Annotated in this window: 18 protein-coding genes; 5 read left to right on the forward strand and 13 right to left on the reverse strand. The window is 59.3% G+C overall.

All coding sequences use genetic code 11. The annotated features are described in order from the left end of the window. Positions 1 to 9: 9 nt before the first annotated feature. The 3 genes from WA367_RS15035 to WA367_RS15045 form a co-directional block, all read right to left on the reverse strand. Positions 10 to 984: a WD40 repeat domain-containing protein gene (locus WA367_RS15035; RefSeq protein WP_336057590.1), complete on the reverse strand. Its 975-nt coding sequence runs from the start codon at positions 982 to 984 to the stop codon at positions 10 to 12. Positions 985 to 1032: 48 nt separating this feature from the next. Next, positions 1033 to 2082, reverse strand: a complete 1050-nt coding sequence (locus tag WA367_RS15040) for a CobW family GTP-binding protein (protein ID WP_336057591.1) — start codon at positions 2080 to 2082, stop codon at positions 1033 to 1035. A 71-nt stretch (positions 2083 to 2153) separates the two neighbouring features. Further along, on the reverse strand, positions 2154 to 2897 hold the full coding sequence (locus WA367_RS15045) for a creatininase family protein (protein ID WP_336057592.1): 744 nt from the start codon (positions 2895 to 2897) through the stop codon (positions 2154 to 2156). Between the two features lie 190 nt (positions 2898 to 3087). Here WA367_RS15045 and WA367_RS15050 point away from each other — a divergent pair, with 190 nt between their 5' ends. From WA367_RS15050 to WA367_RS15060, 3 genes are all read left to right on the forward strand, one after another. Further along, entirely contained in the window at positions 3088 to 3555 is a 468-nt protein-coding gene (locus tag WA367_RS15050; RefSeq protein ID WP_336057656.1) for a MarR family winged helix-turn-helix transcriptional regulator, read from the forward strand. Positions 3556 to 3714: 159 nt separating this feature from the next. Next, on the forward strand, positions 3715 to 4677 hold the full coding sequence (locus WA367_RS15055) for a DMT family transporter (RefSeq protein WP_336057593.1): 963 nt from the start codon (positions 3715 to 3717) through the stop codon (positions 4675 to 4677). A gap of 72 nt (positions 4678 to 4749) precedes the next feature. Continuing rightward, positions 4750 to 5769 carry a LacI family DNA-binding transcriptional regulator gene (locus WA367_RS15060; protein WP_336057657.1) on the forward strand — a complete coding sequence of 340 codons (1020 nt, stop codon included), beginning with the start codon at positions 4750 to 4752 and terminating at the stop codon, positions 5767 to 5769. Positions 5770 to 5799: 30 nt separating this feature from the next. Here WA367_RS15060 and WA367_RS15065 read toward each other — a convergent pair whose 3' ends face one another. Further along, positions 5800 to 6705 carry a LysR family transcriptional regulator gene (locus WA367_RS15065; protein WP_336057594.1) on the reverse strand — a complete coding sequence of 302 codons (906 nt, stop codon included), beginning with the start codon at positions 6703 to 6705 and terminating at the stop codon, positions 5800 to 5802. 517 nt (positions 6706 to 7222) lie between these two features. After that, positions 7223 to 7642, reverse strand: coding sequence for a MerR family transcriptional regulator (locus WA367_RS15070; RefSeq protein ID WP_442935597.1), 420 nt, complete (start codon positions 7640 to 7642; stop codon positions 7223 to 7225). Between the two features lie 79 nt (positions 7643 to 7721). On the opposite strand from WA367_RS15070, the gene WA367_RS15075 reads away from it, so the two are divergent. Then, the gene (locus WA367_RS15075) at positions 7722 to 9848 is read left to right on the forward strand and encodes a heavy metal translocating P-type ATPase (protein WP_336057596.1); all 2127 of its coding nucleotides are present in this window, start codon (positions 7722 to 7724) and stop codon (positions 9846 to 9848) included. Between the two features lie 12 nt (positions 9849 to 9860). On the opposite strand, the gene WA367_RS15080 is transcribed toward WA367_RS15075, so the two are convergent. From WA367_RS15080 to WA367_RS15115, 8 genes are all read right to left on the reverse strand, one after another. Beyond that, the gene (locus WA367_RS15080) at positions 9861 to 10787 is read right to left on the reverse strand and encodes a metal ABC transporter permease (RefSeq protein ID WP_336057597.1); all 927 of its coding nucleotides are present in this window, start codon (positions 10785 to 10787) and stop codon (positions 9861 to 9863) included. Next, entirely contained in the window at positions 10777 to 12003 is a 1227-nt protein-coding gene (locus WA367_RS15085) for a metal ABC transporter permease (protein ID WP_336057598.1), read from the reverse strand. Before WA367_RS15085 ends, WA367_RS15080 begins: the two co-directional genes overlap by 11 nt. A gap of 6 nt (positions 12004 to 12009) precedes the next feature. After that, positions 12010 to 12816: a metal ABC transporter ATP-binding protein gene (locus tag WA367_RS15090; protein WP_336057599.1), complete on the reverse strand. Its 807-nt coding sequence runs from the start codon at positions 12814 to 12816 to the stop codon at positions 12010 to 12012. After that, positions 12813 to 13799 (reverse strand): metal ABC transporter solute-binding protein, Zn/Mn family, encoded by a 987-nt coding sequence (locus WA367_RS15095; protein ID WP_336057600.1) that lies wholly within the window; start codon positions 13797 to 13799, stop codon positions 12813 to 12815. The genes WA367_RS15090 and WA367_RS15095 overlap by 4 nt, the downstream gene beginning before the upstream one ends. Positions 13800 to 14326: 527 nt before the next feature. Further along, complete coding sequence (locus WA367_RS15100; RefSeq protein ID WP_336057601.1) at positions 14327 to 15745, reverse strand: mannose-1-phosphate guanylyltransferase/mannose-6-phosphate isomerase; 1419 nt, start codon at positions 15743 to 15745, stop codon at positions 14327 to 14329. 95 nt (positions 15746 to 15840) lie between these two features. Beyond that, positions 15841 to 16518: a DUF599 domain-containing protein gene (locus WA367_RS15105; RefSeq protein WP_036478595.1), complete on the reverse strand. Its 678-nt coding sequence runs from the start codon at positions 16516 to 16518 to the stop codon at positions 15841 to 15843. Between the two features lie 37 nt (positions 16519 to 16555). Next, a complete protein-coding gene (locus tag WA367_RS15110) occupies positions 16556 to 17911 on the reverse strand; it encodes a GH1 family beta-glucosidase (RefSeq protein WP_336057602.1) in 1356 nt (451 codons plus the stop codon). Positions 17912 to 17950: 39 nt separating this feature from the next. Further along, positions 17951 to 19000 (reverse strand): LacI family DNA-binding transcriptional regulator, encoded by a 1050-nt coding sequence (locus tag WA367_RS15115; protein ID WP_336057603.1) that lies wholly within the window; start codon positions 18998 to 19000, stop codon positions 17951 to 17953. A gap of 283 nt (positions 19001 to 19283) precedes the next feature. Between WA367_RS15115 and WA367_RS15120 the strand changes: the two genes are divergently transcribed. Beyond that, entirely contained in the window at positions 19284 to 20645 is a 1362-nt protein-coding gene (locus WA367_RS15120) for an ABC transporter substrate-binding protein (RefSeq protein WP_336057604.1), read from the forward strand. Positions 20646 to 20917: the final 272 nt, after the last annotated feature.

The following is a 20917-nucleotide window of genomic DNA, read 5'->3' on the forward strand; positions in this document are numbered from 1 at the left end:
CGGGATCGTTCAGCCGGAAATGTCCACCACTCCGCACTGGCCGCTTTCGCTGCCAAAGGCGAGCCTGCGCCCGGCCTTGTCCCAGGCAAGTGCCGAGATTGCGCTGTCGCCAGGCCGGCGCAGCAGAACTTCCTTCGCATCGGCGAACCGGGCTGCCAGCACCATGCCGTCGGCATAGCCAATCGCCACCACCTCCTCTGCCGGATGGCAGGCAACCTGCGTGACCATGGCATCACCGCGCGTTCCAAGCTCCAACGGTGCCTTGCCCATCGGGCCATCCTTTGCCTGGAACGGCCAGACCACCGCGGCAGGCGCGCCTGAAGTCGCGAGCCAGCGGCCGCGCGCACTCCACGACCAGCTTTTCACCTTGGCGGGATAACCGGCCATGCGCATATGCTTGCCATCGGCCAGTTTCCACCCATGCAGCGCGTTCTCCTGCATGGTCGTGACGAGAAACTTGCCATCGGGCGAAAAGCTGATGCCGGTATGCGCACCTGCCCATTCCAGTTCGGTCGGCTTACCCTCGGTTGCGGGAAAATGCAGCGTCGCGCCATTGTACCGCGCCACACCGAGGCGCATGCCTTTCGGCGCGAAGGAAAGTCCCTCCACCGTGCGCGGATGCTCGAGACTGCGATGTTTGCCATCGGCAAAGACGACTTCGGCAACGCGACCCGCCGCGAACGCGACCGCCTTTTGCGGACCGGCCGCCACCACGGAAATCCATTTGCGTCCCATGCGGGCAAGCTCTTCCACGCGCCCGCCCGAACGCACCGCGACCACGCGGCCGTCTTCGCCACCCGTGATCAGACGCTGGTTCTCCGCGTCATAGGCAGCAGACAGAAGCCCGTCATGGGCCTCCGCCTTTTCATGACCGTTCTCCAGCCGGTGAACCATGCCATCGGCGAGCGCGAAATGGGGCACGTCGTCGAGCCACGCAACGGCAATGCAATGCGCATCAAGATCAAGCGGAGCAACGGTTGGCATGAAGCGGAAATTCCTGGTTGGAGGCAGATGAAGTCCCGACTTCGACAGTCAGGCCTGGCAGGCTTCGAATTCACGCTTCAGACGCTCGCCGTCAAGTTCCCGCCCGATAAAGACAAGGCGGCTCTCCCGCTTTTCGCCGTCTTTCCAGGCGCGCTGATGATCGCCTTCGACGATCATGTGCACGCCCTGCAAAACGTAACGTTCCGGATCATCGGCAAAGGCGATTATGCCCTTCATGCGCAGGATATTCGGCCCGTCCTGCTGCGTGGTCCGCTCCATCCAGGGGAAGAACTTCTTCGGGTCCATCTCGCCCGCACGAAACGAGAAAGACTTTACGCCCGCATCATGGATGGGTGAGACCTCGCCATGATGGTGATGGCCGTGATGCTCGTGATCATGGTCATGATCGCAATCCGGCCCGCAGACATGATCCTCATGCCCGTGCTCCAGAAAATGCGGATCATTGTCGAGCGCGCGCTTCAGGTCGAAGGCGCCGCGGTCCAGCACCTCATTCAATGCCACGCCGGCACGCTCTGCACGGTGAATGCGCGCTGAAGGGTTGATGACACGGATTGTGGCTTCAAGCGCTGCCAGATCGGCATCATCCACCAGGTCGGTCTTGTTGAGAATGACCACATCGGCGAAGGCGATCTGGTCTTCCGCTTCATTGGAATCCTTCAGGCGAAGCGGCAGATGCTTGGCATCCACAAGGGCGACGACGGCGTCCAGCCTGGTCTTCGACCGCACATCGTCGTCCATGAAGAAGGTCTGCGCGACGGGAGCCGGATCGGCAAGTCCCGTGGTCTCGACGATGATCGCATCGAAGCGGCCGGGACGACGTGTCAGCCCCTCGACCACGCGCACGAGATCGCCGCGCACCGTGCAGCATACGCAGCCATTGTTCATCTCGTAGATCTCTTCGTCGGATTCCACGATGAGGTCATTGTCGATGCCGATTTCGCCAAATTCGTTGACGATCACCGCGTAGCGCCTGCCGTGATCCTCGGTCAGGATGCGGTTGAGCAAAGTGGTCTTGCCCGAACCGAGATAGCCGGTGAGCACGGTGACGGGAATCTGGGCATTGGTGGTCTCGGACATGGATCAGCTCGCCTGTCGCTGGAAGGTTTTGCGCCGCATATAGGTGCGCGTCTGGCGTAATGCACGGGGGCTCAATCGTCAAAGATCGATAGATCGAAACGTGCAACGTCATCGATCAATTCTGCAAGGCCTTTGAGCGAATGCTCAATAATGGCCTCGCCGGCTTCCCGCGTTGCTGCAGCGGAGTTCCCGGCCACGCCCGCTTTGGATAGATCGCGCATCATCCAGCCGAACGCATGGGGCCCATAGGCCCGCAAATGGCGGAAGTTTTGAACAAACTCTGTCTGGCGCGAGGCGAAATCTTCTGCGGCTTCCATCCGCACGAGGTCCGGTCGAAGCGCGAGCATGACCGACGTCTCGATGAAGCCGCCATGGATGCCGATGGCTTTTTCCTCCGGTGAGACATGTTCGGCCGGATAGCCGAACCGCGTCCAGCTGGTGGCAGCAGCCAGCATCTTGCGGCGCACGCGCAACTCCGTGGTGACAACGGTCATCAACGGAGAGTTGCCGCCATGGGCATTGAGCAGAACAAGGCGGCGGCAGCCTTCATCGGCCAGTCGCTCGCCGATAGCGATCCAGCGCTTGACCGCCTCGTCATGGCGGAGCGTTTTCGTGCCCGGCGCATCCCCGTGTTCGATGGAATACCCGACTTTCTCCACCGGCAGCACTTGCAAATCGATGCCTGCCGAAACCTTCGACTGGAGCCTTTCAGCCATTGCCTCCGCGATGATCCAGTCCGTCTCCGGCGGCAGATGCGGCCCGTGCTGCTCCGTTGCGCCAAGCGGCAGCACGGCAATTCGCGAGGCCTGCGGCATGGAAGTTCCTCATTGTCATATGAATGATACGCCGGTTTGGCATTAGCCTGGAAAGCAATCGGCCTGCCGCCATGCTAACCGCGCCGGTCTGGCGCCGCAAGCTGGCCGCCGTTTGCCAATAGTCGTAACACGGCTATTGTTTCCATTGGGGCGTGCATTCGGCTTCCGCCGAAGCAGAAGGGAAATGGCTATGGCGAAATCTTCCAAGGGAATGGTTATCGGGCGCTTGCAGGCTGCAGCACGGCTCTCGCGGACTTCACTGGCGCAGAAGCTTCTGGATCAGGGGCTGTATGCTGGGCAGGACAAGATCATGCTCGCGCTCTATCAGGAGAACGGGCAGACACCGAGCCAGCTTGCCGAAAAGCTCGGCGTGCGCCCGCCAACCATCACCAAGACCATCAACCGGCTGGCTGCCCAGGGCTTCCTGGAAAAGCGGGCGTCTCAGGAAGATGCACGTCGCGCCCATGTCTTCCTCACCGAGAACGGCGAACAGGCAATCCGCGCGATCGAGAAATCGGTGCGAAAGACGGAAAAGCAGGCACTCAAGAGCCTCGACAAGAAAGAGCAGAAGCAGCTGATGAAGATGCTCGCCCGCATCGAGGCCAATCTTTTGGACCGCGAAGTGGCTCTGGACGAGGACGTTGAAGAAGATGCTTGAGTCTTCTGGACCAACAACGCCCTGAGGTTGCGTCACCCAAAGCGAACCTTAATCAAGATCCGTGGCCTTGCACGCCCGTGGGAAACAGGCCTAACAGAGATGAAGCATCTTTGACGCCGGGGCACTCATCTCCGGTTCATAAAAGGCTTGAACCCGCCCATGACCGAGACGACCGACGACCGTGCGAAAGCTTCTGCCGCTGATGACACGGCGACGCCACTCTCATCCATCGGGCTGATTTTCGCCTGCGGCTTCATCTTTTCCTGTCTCGATTCCAGCGGAAAATATCTCGTCACGCAGGGGCTGGCTGCCCCATTCGTCGCCTGGATGCGCTTTGCCGTGCACCTCGTTCTGGTGCTCATCCTGTTTCGCTCCTGGCGCAATCGCAGCATGTTCAAGGTGGACAATCTGCCATGGCAGATGATCCGCGGCCTGTTCCTGTTCGGCTCGACGCTGTTCAATTTCTTCGCGCTGCGCACGCTTCAGCTCGCCGAAAGCGTATCGATCTTCTTCTTTGCTCCGATGCTGATTACCGCACTTGCCGGTCCCTTTTTGGGGGAATGGGCCGGGTGGCGGCGCTGGGCGGCCGTTTGCGTGGGTTTCATCGGCGTTCTGGTCATCACGCGCCCGGGCCTTGGCACATTCTCCACCGGTCACGTCTTCGCCCTCGGCGCCATGACCTGTTACTCCTGCTACGTCATCCTGACGCGCAGGCTCAATGCGACGGAATCACCGGAAAGCCTGATCTTCTATTCGGCGCTCACGCCGGTAATCCTGATGTTCCCTGCGGTGCCGCTCTATGGCTCGATGCCCGCAGACAGCTTTCAGTGGCTCATTCTCCTGTCGATGGGCTTCTACGGCGCTTTCGGCCATTACATGCTGATCCTCGCCTACAAGAAGGCGACCACCTATGCACTTGCGCCCTATCCATATCTCCAGATGGTCTGGATGATCGGCTTCGGCTACTTCCTTTTTGACGATCTTCCAGATGTTTGGACACTTCTGGGCGCAGCGATCATCGTCTCCAGCGGCCTCTATATCGTTCACCGCGAGCACCGGCTGCGGCTTGCCAGTCGGTCGATCCCACATGCGGAATCTGCCGCACTTGGAAAAAAACTTTGATCTTCTAGACTTCAATGGGATAACCGCCGCTGAACGGTTCGGGCAGTCGCCCGGAATGGATGGGAGGGGCCGCTGGCGCAGAAGATCAAACTGTCGACGATCGCCGATGCTTTGGGCGTGTCGACCGCAACGGTTTCGCTTGCATTGCGCGACAGCCCGCTGGTGGCCGATGCGACGCGCACGCGCATCAAGGAACATGCACGCGCAATCGGCTATATCTACAATCGCCGCGCTGCGAGCCTGCGCACGTCCCGATCCGGCATTATCGGTGTCGTTGTCCACGACATCATGAACCCGTTCTTTGCCGAGATCCTGCGCTCGATCGAGACCGAGCTAGACCGCTCACGCCAGACCTTTCTGCTGTCCAACCACTATGACCAGCTGGAAAAGCAGCGAACCTTCATCGATACATTGCTGCAGCTTGGCGCGGATGGCGTGATCATGTCGCCGGCCATCGGCACACCTGCCGAAGACATTCGTATGGCCGAGGACAACGGCCTACCGACCGTCCTGATCGCACGTGATGTGGAAGGTGCCGGAGTGCCGGTTTTTCGCGGCCATGATTCTTATGGAATCGGCCTTGCGACCAACCACCTGATCAGCCTTGGCCATACCCGCATCGCGATGATTGGAGGCACCGACCAGACCTCCACCGGCCGCGATCGCTATCACGGCTATGTCGCCGCCATGGAAAAAGCAGGCCTTGAGGTGAAGCCCGAATGGCGCTTTCCCGGCCCGCGCACCAAACAGGGCGGCTTCGAGATGACCGGTGCGTTCCTGTCACTGAAGGACCGCCCAACCGCAGCGGTCTGCTGGAACGACCTCGTCGCAATCGGCCTGATGAACGGTATTGCGCGCGCAGGTCTGCAGCCTGGCATAGACATCTCGGTCACCGGCTATGATGACCTGGAAGAAGCAGCCATTGCCACCCCTGCCCTGACGACCGTCTGGAACGGCCAGCGAGAAGTCGGTCGCCGCGCAGCGCGTGTCCTGCTCGATCGCCTGAATGGCGCGGAGGTCGACCCCTCTCAGGAACTCATCAAACCCGAACTGCACGTGCGCCAGTCGACATCAAAGCCGGTGGAGCGATAAACCCCACCGGCTTTGCGCTAGTGGCTCCCGCTATTGATGGGCGAGATTGGCGCGCGGCATATCCATACCGACTGGCAGGGTTTCAAGCTCATCTTTCAGGATCTCGAAGATGTCCATGGCCGCGCGCAGATGGAAGCGACGCTCGTCGAAGAACATCCCGTAACGTGTTTCCAGCTGACCCGGCAGGATCTGACGGCAACCATTGAGGTTCACTGTCGGATTGTTGAGCACATAGGAGGGGATGGGTGAGAGCGCCACATTGCTGGAAACCAGCCTCAGCGCAGTCATGATGTCGTCCACGACACTGACCACATCATAGCGCACCTCATGCTGGCGCAGCCATTCCCGCGCGACCGCACCCAGCGGCGAATTGCGGGAGGGAAGCACCACAGGAATGCCGTGCCCGTCCGTTTTCATGAAATCGAGCAACTGTTTGTCGCCGACCCAGCGCATGGTGAATTCGGTCGAAAGGTCGGGTGCGATTTCGGACGGGTAGAGCGCGCGGAACAGCGCATCCAGCTCACCCTGCTCATACATCTCCTCCAGACGCCGTGAATCCGCGATGCGCCAGGTGAGATTATCCTTCATCTTGCCCATTGCCTTGGTCCGCTCCAGCAGCAACGGGGCGCAATAGGTGCACACCCCGACCTTGAGCTTCGAGAAATTTTTCTCGTAACCAACCGTCTTGAGCTTGCGCTCCAATTCGAGCATCTGGCGGATCAGCTTGGAAATTTCTTCCTTCACGATAATCTTGTTGCCGACCTTCTTGATAAGTGACGTGCCTATTGCGCGCTCCAGTCGACCGAGATGCATGCTGATGGCAGGTTGACTAATGCCGAGCTTGAGCGCAGCGCCGGTCAGGCTCTTGGTTTCGACAACCGCTTCCGCGGCTCTCAAAGTCGCAAATGACAGACCTTCTTGTCTTTGCGTGGACATGTTTCGCACCTCTTCCCGAGTAAAATGAAAGCAATTGCCTTCTGTGAAAATTGGGTTGCTGATCCCCAGAAACAGGGACGGTACGCTACTGACTTCCGGCATGGACGGGTCAGGCTTCAGGCAAGACTTCCCTGTCCTCCGCCCTTGGCAGAAGCGTGAATGCCTGCTGAAATTCTGAAAACGCGACCCGCGGCGCTAAGACCTATCAGTGATTGTAGTCACTCCCGCCCCTCTGCCTTTCCGCCATTCCGTTACCGATGTGAAGATTGATAACGCAAAGGTTGTATTTTCACAACCTGTAATGGAAAACCGACACCTTATAAAGAGTGCAGCGCCTGTTGATAATAGAAATTTGTTACTTATTTTCAATAACTTATGCTGCATCAAAACTGACACGACCAGACATAGAGCGACCAAAAGGCGGAATCGGCGCAAAGAATACAACCCTCTCGCGCACCTTATGCAATACAACCTGAAGTTAATTTTGGCGCCTTGTTACAAGGTGATTCGCCAGACCTCAATGCTGTTCGTGGGCGCACTCTTGATGGTCACCGAGCACCTGCAGGACCCGGCATTCACAAACGCGACCATGGCCGCATTCAAGGATCATGCGTTGAAGCTCCTCTCGCAGTGACTGCAAACGCTGGATGCGCTCCTCAACTCCCGCAAGGTGGCGACTGGCTATGCTGTCGACATGATGGCATGAGTCCTGCGGCTGTGCAGACATCGCCAGGAGTTCACGGATGTCTTCAAGCTCGAAGCCCAGCTCACGCGCATGCCGGATAAACCGCAGGCGACGGATGTCGCTTTCACCATAAAGACGCCGCCCTCCCTCGCTGCGCGGCGGAGCGTCGATCAGCCCGCTTTTCTCGTAGAACCGTATCGTCGGCACCTTCACTCCACTCGCTCGCGAGACCTCGCCAATGGTGAAATCCATGTCCTTCATTTTCCGCTTGCTCCTATAGTCGCTATAGGAATTAGAGAGGGAGCCGAACCCAAACAAGGAGCGGCACATCATGGCACAGCTACAAACCGAACGGTATCGTATCGAAGGAATGGATTGTGCCGGCTGCGCACGCAAGATTGACACAGCCATTCGTCGCCTGCCGGGCATTGCCGATGTCAGCGTATCATCCACCGCCGGCACCATGACGGTATCCTACAGCTCGGGTCGCAATCTCGATGCGCAGGTCATGGAGCGAACCCGCTGGCTTGGCTACGGCATCGAACATGCCGAGGACGCGCCTGCGCATAAACCGGCCCACACGGGCAAAGAGCAGCCCTGGTGGCGGCAAAAGCGCAACCGGCTGACCATCGCCAGCGGCCTGGCACTCGCACTGGCCTTCGTGACAGGCCAACTGGCGCCGCAGTTCGGAACGGCAATTTATGCACTGGCCATGTCCATCGGCCTTGTGCCGGTGGCAAAACGTGCACTGACCGGCGCACTTGCGGGCTCTCCCTTCACTATCGAAATGTTAATGAGCATTGCCGCAATCGGCGCGCTCATCATCGGTGCCGCCGAGGAAGCGGCTGTGGTCGTTTTCCTGTTTCTGGTCGGCGAACTTCTGGAAGGCGTTGCGGCCGGCCGCGCCCGCGCTTCCATCCGGGGTCTCGCAAAGCTCGTCCCCGACACGGCCCAGCGCGAGCAAAGCGATGGTCGAACCGGGATCGTAGCTGCCGAAGAGCTGGCACGGGGCGATACGATCCAGGTGCGCCCCGGCGATCGTATTGCAGCCGACGGCGAGATCATCTCCGGCAACAGCTCCATCAACGAAGCGCCGGTGACCGGTGAGAGCGTACCGAAAAACAGGAAGGCGGGAGACCATGTCTATGCGGGCACAGTCAATGGCGAAGGATTGCTGCGCGTCCGCGTCACCAATACAGCCGAAGACAACACCATCTCGCGCATTATCCGTTTGGTGGAAGAAGCCCAGGAGCGCAAAGCCCCGACCGAGCGCTTCATCGACCGCTTCTCGCGCTACTACACGCCCTTCATCCTGCTCCTTGCACTTCTGGTGGCCGTGTTGCCGCCTCTCGTCGCGGGCGCAGGCTGGAGTGAGTGGATCTACAAGGGGCTGGCAATCCTGTTGATCGGCTGCCCCTGTGCCCTTGTCATCTCGACACCAGCTGCCATTGCAGCCAGCCTTTCCGCCGGTGCGCGAAGAGGCCTTCTCCTCAAGGGAGGAGCGGCACTGGAGGTGGCAGGCTCGCTCGACCTGATTGCCTTTGACAAGACAGGCACCCTTACCCAGGGCCGCCCGGTCGTCACGGATGTTTTATCCGTCGGCGCACCGGAAGCCGAGATCATGCGTTTGGCTGCCGCACTCGAACAGGGTTCGTCTCACCCGCTCGCCCTTGCGATCATGGAACGTTTTGACACTCCCGACGATCTGCCCGCAGTCGATGGCAGTCGGGCTGTCTCCGGAAAGGGTGTGGCCGGCCGGGTGGATGGTCAGGACGTGTTTTTCGGCTCACGAAGTGCGGCTCTTTCGGACGGCACGAGTTTGCCGGATGATCTCGCGCAAAAGGTCGAGCATCTCTACGAACAAGGCAAGACCGTATCCCTTCTTCGCCGCAACGATGAGATCCTGGGTGCCATCGCAATGCGCGATGAGCCGCGCAGCGATGCGGCCAGGGGGATTGCGCTTCTGCGTGCGGCAGGCATTCACCCGGTCATGCTGACAGGCGACAACACAGCCACCGCCGCCGCCATCGCCGGGGCTTTGGGGATGGATTTCCGCGCCGAACTTCTACCGCAAGACAAAAGCCGCATCGTCAGCGAATTGCAGCGCGAAGGGCGTGTGGGAAAGGTCGGCGACGGCATCAATGATGCGCCAGCGCTCGCAACCGCCGATCTCGGCATTGCCATGGGCGGCGGCACAGATGTCGCGCTGGAGACCGCCGACGCAGCCATTCTTCACGGAAGGGTTGGCGATGTGGCCGCGCTGGTCGATCTTTCAAGAAAGACCATGCGCAATATTTGGCAGAATATCGCTATTGCGCTGGGCCTGAAGGTTCTCTTCTTCGCAACCACCATTCTCGGCATCACCGGGCTTTGGCCCGCAATCCTTGCCGACACCGGGGCGACCGTATTCGTGACGCTGAACGCGATGCGGCTTCTTGCCTGGCGGCAAACTGCCTGAGCGCGCGCAGGGTCAGGCGTTCGACGGAGCGCCTGACCGATGGCGATGCGGGCCGAAAATACATGCCAGTGCGAGGATCATGCCCGAGACTGCAGCAATCATTCCGGCAGCGCTGACTGCATTTTCAAAGCCGAGCCACAAGGGGCCGTAACCAGCCAATACATAACCAAGCACCGCAGAGATGATCGCAAATAGAACGCTCCACGCAACCTGCTTTTCAAGTTGATTGGTCATCAGGCGCGCTGCCGCCGGCGGGCAGATGAACATTGCGATGACGATGATGGACCCCACCGCATCGAATGCGGCAACCGCGGCAACCGCCGCCGATATCACCAGCCCCAACCCAACTGCAGTGGTAGGAATGCCGATCGCATCCGCAAAACCTTCGTCAAAGGTCGAAATCTTGAGAGGGCGCCAGAAGATCAACATTAGGACAAAGATTAGAGTTGCCGCGATTGCCATGCGGAAGAGCTCTGGCGGCAGTTCTGCCAATGCCAACGGGTCCAACAGTGACGACCACCCGCTTGGCGCCAGCCAGATGAGGCTTTCGAGGCTGCCATAAAGGGCATGCTCCACATCGAGATGCACGGCGCTCGTGTCGGTTTGCTCCAGAAGGAGAACCCCTCCTGCGAACATTGCGGTGAAGGCAACGCCCGTCGCGGCACCCGGCTCGATGCGACCCAGGCGCTTGATCATCTCGATCAGGATCACCGCCACAATGGCAGCGGCAGCCGCGCCCAGAAGCATCGGCCAGGTCGATACCTTTCCAGAGACGAGGAACCCGACCACGATGCCCGGCAAGACGACGTGGCTGATGGCATCGCCGATCAGGGCCTGCCGCCGCAAGATGAGGAAGTTTCCCGGAAGCGCGCAGGCAATGGAGGCAAATATGCCAATGAGAATGGGCGCAAAACTTAGCGTGAGGAATTCAAGCGCCATTGGAATTCCTCTCCTTTGCGGCCGTGCCTGTCAGTTGATCCAGATGCGCAATCTCGTCGGGCGTCAGCACCTCGCCAATGGGTGTCAGGCCGTCGTAACGGCTGATAACGGCCTCGTCCTGATAGACTTCGCGGGCGCGCGTCCAGCGCCGCTCGTCCTCAAGAGCCGCACGTGCCATCCGAGCGCCCTTGGGCGTTGCAACCTGGTCCTGCCGAATAAGCTTTTCGCGCAGGAGAACCGAAAGTGTCAGCGGGTCAAATATGCGCTCGGTGCGTGCAAGTGCCAGCAATCCCTGACGCCGGTGAACACGCAGCTGAAACTGGCGACGGCGCCACAGCGACGCCAGCACCCCGCGCCCCGGCGCCAGAAGCAGGGACACGGCAAACAGACCGAAGCTGACCAGCACTATGATCGGACCCGTGGGCAGATTGGGTGCCACAGTCGAAAGTGCGGCCCCAAAATAACCGGCCATACCGCCCAGCAGCCCCCCCGCCCAGATCACCCTGTCGGTGCGATCGGTCCAGAAGCGGGCGGTGACTGGTGGAATGATAAGCATGGCGACGATGAGGATCAGGCCAACCAGCTTCAGGCCGATGATCGTCACGGCTGTTACGAGGCCCATCATGGCGAGGTCCATGCGATTGACATTGATACCGCTCGCCGCCGCAAATTCCGCATCGAAGGCAACCATCGTCATGGGTCGCCGTAACCAGATGATTGAGAGAACGATCAGCGCCCCACCGACGACGATTACGACAGCGTCGGAGAAGAGCATTCCGGCTGTAGAGCCAAGGAGAAATCCTTCCAACCCAGCCTGATTGCCCCGCGTCATGGTCTGGATCACCGTCAGCAGAACAACACCGACACCGAAAAAGACCGAGAGCACGGCACCGATGGCGGCATCTTCAGCCAGACGGGTGTGCCGCGTCATCCATTGAACGCACAGCAGTCCCAGCGCCGCAGTGACAGCCGAACCGGCCAGAAGGCCCACAAGATTGCGCCCGTCGCCACCCATTGCGACCATGATCATGAAGGCAACACCGATGCCCGGCAGTGTCGCATGTGCAACGGCATCCGAAACCAGCGCGCGCTTGCGCAGGAACAGGAATGTTCCCCCGCTCCCGGCCGCAGCACCGAGCAGACCCGCACCTATTGCAACAAGGGCGGCATTGTAGCCACCGCGCAGCAACAGGGCCTGCAGGAAGATATCAAACATGCAGCTTCATCCGGTCGGCAGCTTGAGCTGGTCAATATGCGTTGCAGCCAGCCTTCCGCCATAGGTCATCTGGAGATTTTCGGCGGTGAAGGTTTCCGGGATCGGTCCTTCGGCCATCTTGCGGATGTTTACTAGCAGAACATCGTCGAAATAATCGGCCACGGTTGCAAGGTCATGATGCACACACACAACCGTGCGCCCTTCTGCGCGTAGATCCTTCAGCACATGAATGATGGCCCGTTCTGTCGCCGCATCAACACCGGCGAAGGGTTCATCAAGCAGGTAAAGTTCAGCCTTCTGCGCCAACGCACGTGCGAGAAACACGCGCTGTTGCTGGCCGCCGGAAAGCTGTCCGATCTGCCTCTCGGCGAAATCGACCATGCCAACCCGCTCCAGACATTCGGACGCAAATTGCCGGTGCTCCTTCCTGACAAGCGACAGTAGACCAAGCTCCCGATAGAGCCCCATCAGCACCACATCAACGACGCGCGTAGGAAAATCCCAGTCGACGGAGGCCCGCTGCGGAACATAGGCAATCTTCGCCATTGCCTTTCCAAGCGGCTCGCCAAATGCCGAAACTTCACCGGACACCCTGGGAACGATACCCAACGAAGCCTTGAGCAAGGTGGATTTCCCCGCTCCATTGGGCCCCACGATCGCGGTCATGCGGCCTGTAAGGAATGTGGCATCGACGGAGAAAACCGCCGGCTTTTCGGCATAGGAAACGGTCAGTCCGCGCACTGCAAGCGCAGCCTTCTCAGTGACACGCTCGCGTTTTTCGGCAGCATGTTCCACGAGCGCATCCATAATCATGAACCTGCCGCTAGCCGACCATTCATGCCGCGCTCGGGCGCTGATCCACCCAGCGCGCGCGTTATCGTGGTCACATTGTGATCAATCATGCCAACATATGTGCCTTCATAGCTGTCGGCCTGCCCCATCGCATCGGAGAAAAGCTGCCCGCCAATTTTCACCCTATGCCCCTTTGCAGCAGCACCCTCGATGAGCGCGCGCATATTGCGGTCGGAGACCGAGGATTCGACGAAGACTGCGGAAATCTGTCGCTCGACAAGAATGTCCACAAGCTCCGTAATGCGGTTCAAGCCCGCTTCGCTCTGGGTCGAGATACCCTGGATCCCGAGCACTTCCACGCCATAGGCTTCGCCGAAATATTTGAAGGCATCATGCGCGGTGACGAGCACCCGGCGGCTTTGCGGAATAGTTTCAAGCGCATCGCGAGCATAGGCTTCGAGCGCCTTCAGCTCCTCCAGATGCACATCAAGATTGCTGTCGAAAACAGCCTTGCCGTCCGGATGCCGCTCGATCAGCACCTCGTGAACGGCTCGCACCACGCCTTCCCAAAGTGTCGGCACCATCCAGACATGGGGATCAAACTTGTCCTCATAGTCGTCGTGACCGAGCAGCACATCCCTTGGCAGGGATTCCGCAACAGGAATGACCGGCTTGCGGCGGCCGAGATTGTGCATGAACTCTTCCATCTGCGCTTCCAGATAGAGCCCGTGCCACAGCACGACATCGGCTTTTGTCATGGCGAGGATATCAGTGCGCGTCGGCCTGTAGGAATGAGGATCAACGCCCGGGCCCATCAGTCCGCGCACCTCCACCAGATCACCGCCCACCTGCCGCGCGGCATCGGCGATCATGCTGGTAGTGGCAACCACCGAAAGCTTTTCGGCACTCAATGCCGATACCGGCAATGCAGCGACCCCAAGAGCCCCTGCCCCAATCAGCAAAAGCTTGCGCCGGTTAATGATGGAACCAGAACTGCCACACATACGGATAACCCTCTTGACGCTCCCACGGGAGGCCAGCGCTCCATCACGAAGACGCCAAACAGCCTCGAACCGTTCCAGGAGGAACGGCATGATGCTTTCTATTGCAATTGCGAATGATTTGCAACAAGCAGATTTGGAGCGTCCTATGACGACATAAGCAGGTGCGACAACGTTTACCCTATACTTGCGGGCGCAAAGAGGAAAAGATGCATAAACACGGAAGCAGCCACCATATATAGATTAATATCGGCTGCTTCATGTAAATTCTATTTATTATTTGAATTGTTATTACGAATTACATTTTAAAGACGAAGCTCACCGTGACGCTCAGGCGGCACGGAAGGACGGCAGACCCGAAAGCTCCGCAACAATACTGATCGTACTCGATACACGCCCCCAAGCGTACCGATGTGCAACATAGTCATCTGGGATACTGTTTCAGTACCAGAACATACTTCCTCCCAGGCGGGGGTCGCCATCAGCCAAGGCTGTCGCGGCCCCCGTTGGTTTTCGGGAAGCAGTCGACTTCAGCCTCGGCCATAGACATCGTCGAAGCGAACAATGTCGTCCTCGCCGAGATAGTCTCCGGTCTGAACCTCGATCAACACCAGCTTCAACACGCCGGGATTCTCCAAGCGGTGCATGGCGCCGCAGGGTATGTAGGTTGACTGATCGGTGGTCAGCATCAGCTCACGTTCGCCATTCACGACCTTCGCGGTGCCAGACACCACGACCCAGTGTTCGGCACGGTGGTGATGCATCTGGAGCGACAGACTGGCGCCCGGCTTCACCTCGATGCGCTTGATCTTGAAACGCGGCCCTTCCTCCAGAACCGTATAGGAGCCCCAGGGACGATGCGCGGTGCTGTGAATGCGGTGCGTTTCGTCGCCGGCTTCCTTGAGCCGATTGTAAAGCAGCTTCACGTCCTGCGCGCTCTCGCGGCTGGCAACCAGAAGCGCATCCGGCGTGTCGGCAATGATGAGATCCTCGACGCCCACAAGACCGACCAGGCGACCACTGCCGCTGACGACATTGTTGCTCGAATTCACCGCACTCACATTGCCATCGATCAGATTGCCGCTCTCATCACGATCGAACTGCTCACCAAGGGCCGACCAGGAACCGATATCGTTCCAGCCGATATCGCAGGCAACCACGGCGACATTGGGCGCCTTTTCCAGAACAGCATAGTCGATGGAGTCCGAGCGGACTTCTCCGAATTTTTCCGGATCGACCGTCACCTGCGCCAGCCCCTCACCCTCGGCCGTACGGCCAGCAGCCAGTGCCGCACGCGTTCCGTCGAGAATGTCGGGGCAGAACTGCTCCATGAGCGAGATCATCACGCTCGCCTTGAAGCAGAACATGCCGGCATTCCAAAGGAAGCGACCGGACTTGAGATAAGCCTCCGCCGTTTCCGCATCCGGCTTTTCCACGAACTGTTTCACATCCTCGCCATCAGCCTCGATATAGCCGTAGCCCGTCTCGGCGCGGTCGGGGCGGATACCGAACGTGACAAGCCGGCCCTCAGCGGCGAGCTGCTGCGCTCGCTCAACGGCCTTGCCGAAGGCCGCTGTGTCAGCGACAACGTGGTCTGCCGGCAAAACGCAAAGAATGACGTCGTCGCCGAATGCCTGCACCGCATCAAGGCTCGCAAGTGCGATCGCCGCAGCGGTGTTGCGCCCTTCCGATTCCAGAAGATAGCGCGCAAGACGCGGCTTGCAGTCCATCTGCCGGTACTCGTCCTCCATCGCGAAGAAGAGGTCGCGATTGGTCACTGTGATCAGATCCTGCGCGCCCGGCAGCCCCATTGCCCGCTTGAGCGCGTGCTGGACCAGCGAGAGCCCGTCCCCCAGCTTGATGAGCGGCTTGGGATGGTTTTCCCGCGAGAGCGGCCACAGCCTCGAGCCTGCGCCACCACAAATGATCACCGGTACGAAATTAGTCATTGTCTCTGCCTGTTGGTGCTGCCCCGCCCAAAGCGCGCGACCTTCTGCAACCGGAACTACACGATCCGGTTTGCGATAGAATTAACGCGCGCGTCTCAACTCTTCTGATCGAGTTTCCTGATCTTCAGGTTCTGCACCAATGTGCGCGCAGAAGAGAAAAATTCGCGATAGAGGATCGAGCCGAAAATGAGCGCCGTGGTGGCAATGGCTGCAAGCGGCGAGATGAACCAAGCGACCATGCCGAGCGCGAAATAATAGGCGCGTATGCCCTGATTGAAATTGCGTGCGCCCAGCGTGTTGAGGGCCGTGATAACGAAGATCTCTTCCGGATCGCTTGCCTGCGAGTGATCGGCGGCCCCAAGCATGATGCAGAAATGGTTGAACTGGCGCAGCGAGAGCGTGAATGCCAGAAAGGCCAGCACGAACATGATCAGAACAAGGATCAGGTGCCGCTCGACATCCGCCTTCCCTATCCCGCTTTCCGGCTGGATGATGTTGACCGCCTCCACCACGGAGGAGACCTGCCCCAGCACCGCAAACAGCGCCAAAATGATGAGTACCGTCGTCGACGCGAAGAACGACACCGAACTCATCAGATTGCCCGACAGGATCGCGTCCAATGGAGTCTCGCGATGGATCGCGTTCTCCACCCACCGCCGCCGATGGCGGCTCATGATCATGGAGAGCGAGGGCCGCACCGTCTCCAGAAGGCTGGCAAGCATCACATAGAGAAGCCAGCACAAAAGGGGAAAGACTGATGCGAACAGAACCATGATCGAAGCTTCCCCTGCTTTTGGCTATCTCCTTCTTCTACTCCGCCTTCAACGCTTCTTTCAACGCATGCCAGGAGGCTTTCGGCCTGCGCGACAATGTGTCGAAATCCACATGGACAAGACCGAAGCGCTTCTCGTAACCCAGCGCCCATTCGTAATTGTCGAGCAGCGACCAGATGAAGTAGCCCTTGATCGGCAGCCCATCTTCAACAGCTTTGTGCACCTTCGCCAAATGGCCATTGAGGAACTGGATTCGGTCAGGATCAGGAACAGCGCCATCCTTGACCACATCCGGTGAGGCCATGCCGTTTTCGGTTATGTAGATTGGCAGACCCTGCGCGTAGTCCTCGTGTACGCGGCGCATGAAGAAGTCGAGGCCTTCGGGATAGATTTCCCAGTCCATCAGCGTCTTGGGCAGCGGGCCTTCCACTTCCTTCAATGCAGGAAACTGATCAGTGCCATCGGGCGCGATCAGCTTGCGCGTATAGTAGTTGATGCCCACCCAGTCGACAGGTTCGGCGATGATGTCGAAATCCTGCTCGTAGTTTTCCGGCAAATGCGGACCAAGCCCGGCCAGAACCTCCTGCGGATAGGACTTCTTGAAGACGCCGTCGAGGAACCAACGATTATAGATGCCGTCATAGAGATGTGCTGATGCCTTGGCTTCGGCGCTTTCATCGGCAGGCTCGGCATACTCGAAATTGGTCACGAGACCGAGGTTCTTCATACCCAGTGCCCGCATGGCCTGCGTCGCCCGCCCATGCGCGAGGAGCACATGATGCATGGCCCGCGCGGTGGCGCGGATATCGCGTAGACCCGGTGCGTGGTGGCCCATGAAGTGGCTGAGCCAGGCAACGCACCACGGCTCGTTTATCGGCGCGGTCGCGTGCACACGGTCACCGATGCGCCGCATGATCACTTCGGTGTAATCGGCAAACCAGGAGGCGATATCACGATTGCGCCACCCACCGAGATCAGCCAGCGGAGAGGGAAGATCCCAGTGATAAAGTGTGGCAAACGGTTTGACGCCACGCTCAAGCATCCCGTCGACAAGGCGTTCGTAAAAGTCGATGCCTTCCTGATTGGCCTGCCCGCGCCCTTCAGGCAGAACGCGTGCCCAGGAAATCGAGAAGCGGTAGCAGTCAAGGCCCGCATCACGCACAAGATCGAGATCTTCGGCCCAGCGATGATAATGATCGCAGGCAAGCGACCCATCCTCGCCGCGAGCAGTATTGCCCGGTGTGGCGGCGAAATCGTCCCAATGGGAGCGACCGCAGCCGCCGAATTTCGATCCCTCGATCTGATAGCTCGACGCGGCCACGCCGAACTGGAAATCCTCAGGCATGCTGGCGCGTGTGAAGTCGAGCCTGTCCCTGCTGAATGTGCTGGTCATGTCCGGTCCTGAAATTGTTTTGGAATGGGGGAGCTTTGATCAGTTCGGTGCCGGGCCTGTGGAACGACCGACAACAAACTCGGCCTCCCAAAGCTCGGCAGCCGGCTCGCCCCCCGGCGCGTTGATCTGGTCCATCAGCATTTCCGCCACCCGGCGCCCAGCCGCACGTATGGACGAGCGCATGGCAGTGAAAAAGGGCACACCCCGCATGCCGTCACCGGATTGCTGCAGGAAGGAAAGCTGGTCATCGAAGACGATTATGGAAACATCCTCACCGGCCTTCAGGCCCAGCTCCCCCATGGCGCGCACAAGGCCGATGGCGGGCAGCACACTCGACAGCAGCACCGCAGTCGGCCGGTTCGGCTTCGCGAAAATCTGACGTCCGACGTCGTAACCGTAGGGCTCCACCATATCGCGACTGAATATGAGCGACGGATCGGCCTCCAGCCCCCGCGCGCGATGTGCTTCCTCAAAGCCGACGCGGCGGCGGCTGGCAAAATTCATTGTTTCAAGCCCGTTCACGAGCGCCATGCGCTGATGACCCAGGTCGAGAAGAAAATCGGTTGCGCGGCGAAAGGCCTCGCGATTGTTGACATCCATCCATGAAAATTCGGTGCTGCTGTGGTGACAGCGCCCATGCACGACGAAGGGCACCCCAAGAGACGCCAGAAGCGGGATGCGCGGATCCTCGTTCATCGGGCCATGCACCACGAACCCGTCTACCCGTCCGGTGCGGGCAAGATCGCGATAGATGCTCAATTCGTCATCCTGCGAGACGACGCGGATCAGCATTTCGTAGCCCGACCGCGCATAGACCTCGCCCGCCCCGGCCAGGAAGTCCGAGAAATGCGGATTGATCATCATGTGCTCGGCCAACGGCACCACATGCCCGATGGTGCGCGCCTTGCCGGTGGCCAGACTGGCAGCACTGGCGCTGGGGCGGTAGTTCAACCGGTCTGCCGCTGCCACCACCCGCTCGCGCGTCCGCTCGCTGACTTCGGGAAAGCCGTTGAGCGCGCGCGACACCGTTGTCTGGGAAAGACCCAGCTCCTGCGCGAGCTGCTTCAGATTGACCTTTTCTCTGCTCAACGACCCATTCCTCAAAGCGCTTTGGGAACTATCGACCAGCCCCGCCAGTAAATCAAGCCCACCATTCACTACTGCCACAGAAGAAGGCATCTCATGTTTTCCGGCTAATTCTTAAGCACTCAGCCAAAGCGTGCGAAGCCGTCTTGACTCTCGGAAGAGGAGAACCCATGCTCAAGGTTCCAAAGCGCTTTGAAGCCTTGGCACAAACCTGATCGCAGCAATAGCGGTCGTAACGTTTCGTCTGGCTGCACGACGCGGCCGCTCGCGGAGGAGACCCATGAGCATGTCGAAAATTCGAGGATCATTGGCAACTGCGCTGGCACTGGCGCTATGCAGCAGTGCAGCATTTGCCCAGGAACTGAAATTTCCCGTGGGAGAGGGAGAGCAGTTCAATTGGGAAAGTTTCGAAGAGTTCAAGTCTGCTCATGACCTGTCCGGTCAGAAGCTGACGATCTTCGGCCCGTGGCTTTCCGCCGACGAGGAACTGTTCGAATCCATCGTTGCCTATTTCGAGGAAGCCACCGGCGTTGATGTCGATTACACCGGTTCCGACTCCTTCGAACAGCAGATCGTGATCGATACACAGGCCGGCAGTGCGCCCAATATCGCCGTGTTCCCGCAGCCGGGTCTGGCGGCCAATCTGGCGGAACAGGGTCACCTCGTCCCACTTGGTGAAGAGACTGCGAGTTGGCTTGCCGAGAACTATGCTGCAGGTGAATCCTGGGTGAAGCTTGGCACCTATGCCGACAAGGACGGCAATGACGCCTTCTTCGCATTCCCCTACAAGGCCGACGTGAAATCTCTGGTCTGGTACGTGCCGGAGAATTTCGAGGACGCGGGCTATGAAGTTCCCACCACGCTTGAAGAGCTGAAGGAACTGACCCAGAAAATCGTGGAAGATGGCGAGACACCATGGTGCATCGGCCTCGGCTCCGGCGGCGCGACCGGCTGGCCGGCAACCGACTGGGTTGAAGACCTCATGCTGCGCATGGAATCGCCCGAAGTCTACGATCAGTGGGTTTCGAACGAAATTCCGTTCAACGACGAGCGGATCGTGAAGGTAATCGACGAGTTCGGCTGGTTCGCCAAGAATGACGACTATGTCGATGGCGGTACCGAGGGCGTTGTCTCCACCGACTTCCGCGACAGCCCGAAAGGTCTCTTCGCTGTTCCGCCGAAATGCTACATGCACCATCAGGCAAGCTTCATTCCGGGCTTCTTCCCCGACGGCACGGAACTGGGCGTGGACGCCGACTTCTTCTACATGCCTGAATCCTCCGAGAAGGATCTCGGCAAGCCGGTTCTTGGTGCAGGCACCGTATTCGCCATAACCGAGGAATCAGAAGCGGCCCGCGCATTCATCGAGTTCCTGAAGACCCCGATCGCACATGAACTCTGGATGGCGCAGTCGAGCTTCCTCACGGCCCATACTGGCGTAAATACCGATGCCTACGCCAATGATGCCATGAAGAAGCAGGGCGAGATCCTGCTCGAAGCAACCACCTTCCGCTTCGATGCGTCCGACCTGATGCCCGGCAAGATCGGCGCCGGCGCCTTCTGGACCGGCATGATCGACTATGTCGGTGGCAAGTCTGCCGAAGATGTCGCCTCTGACATCCAGAAGGAATGGGACTCCATCAAGTAAGGTCCTCCCCGAAGGCGGGGGCGCATTGTCGCCCCTGCCCTTTGGGCCGGAGATTTTCTTTTTCTCGGCAACTGATAGTGGCACACTGTCTCATGCTCCCCGGGAGGAGCATGTAGGGACGGAGGGAGTATCGTGGCATCCACCGATGCGAGCTCGGCGCCGGCTGGAAACGCAGTCCATGACCTTGGCGCGCTTCTGAAAACCGGCCTCCTTGCAATCGTGATCATGCTGGCAGGCATCATCACCAGCGCTGCAGCCGCAGCCGGCGTATT

Source organism: Nitratireductor sp. CH_MIT9313-5 (assembly GCF_037029545.1).
Classification (GTDB): Bacteria; Pseudomonadota; Alphaproteobacteria; order Rhizobiales; family Rhizobiaceae; genus Chelativorans.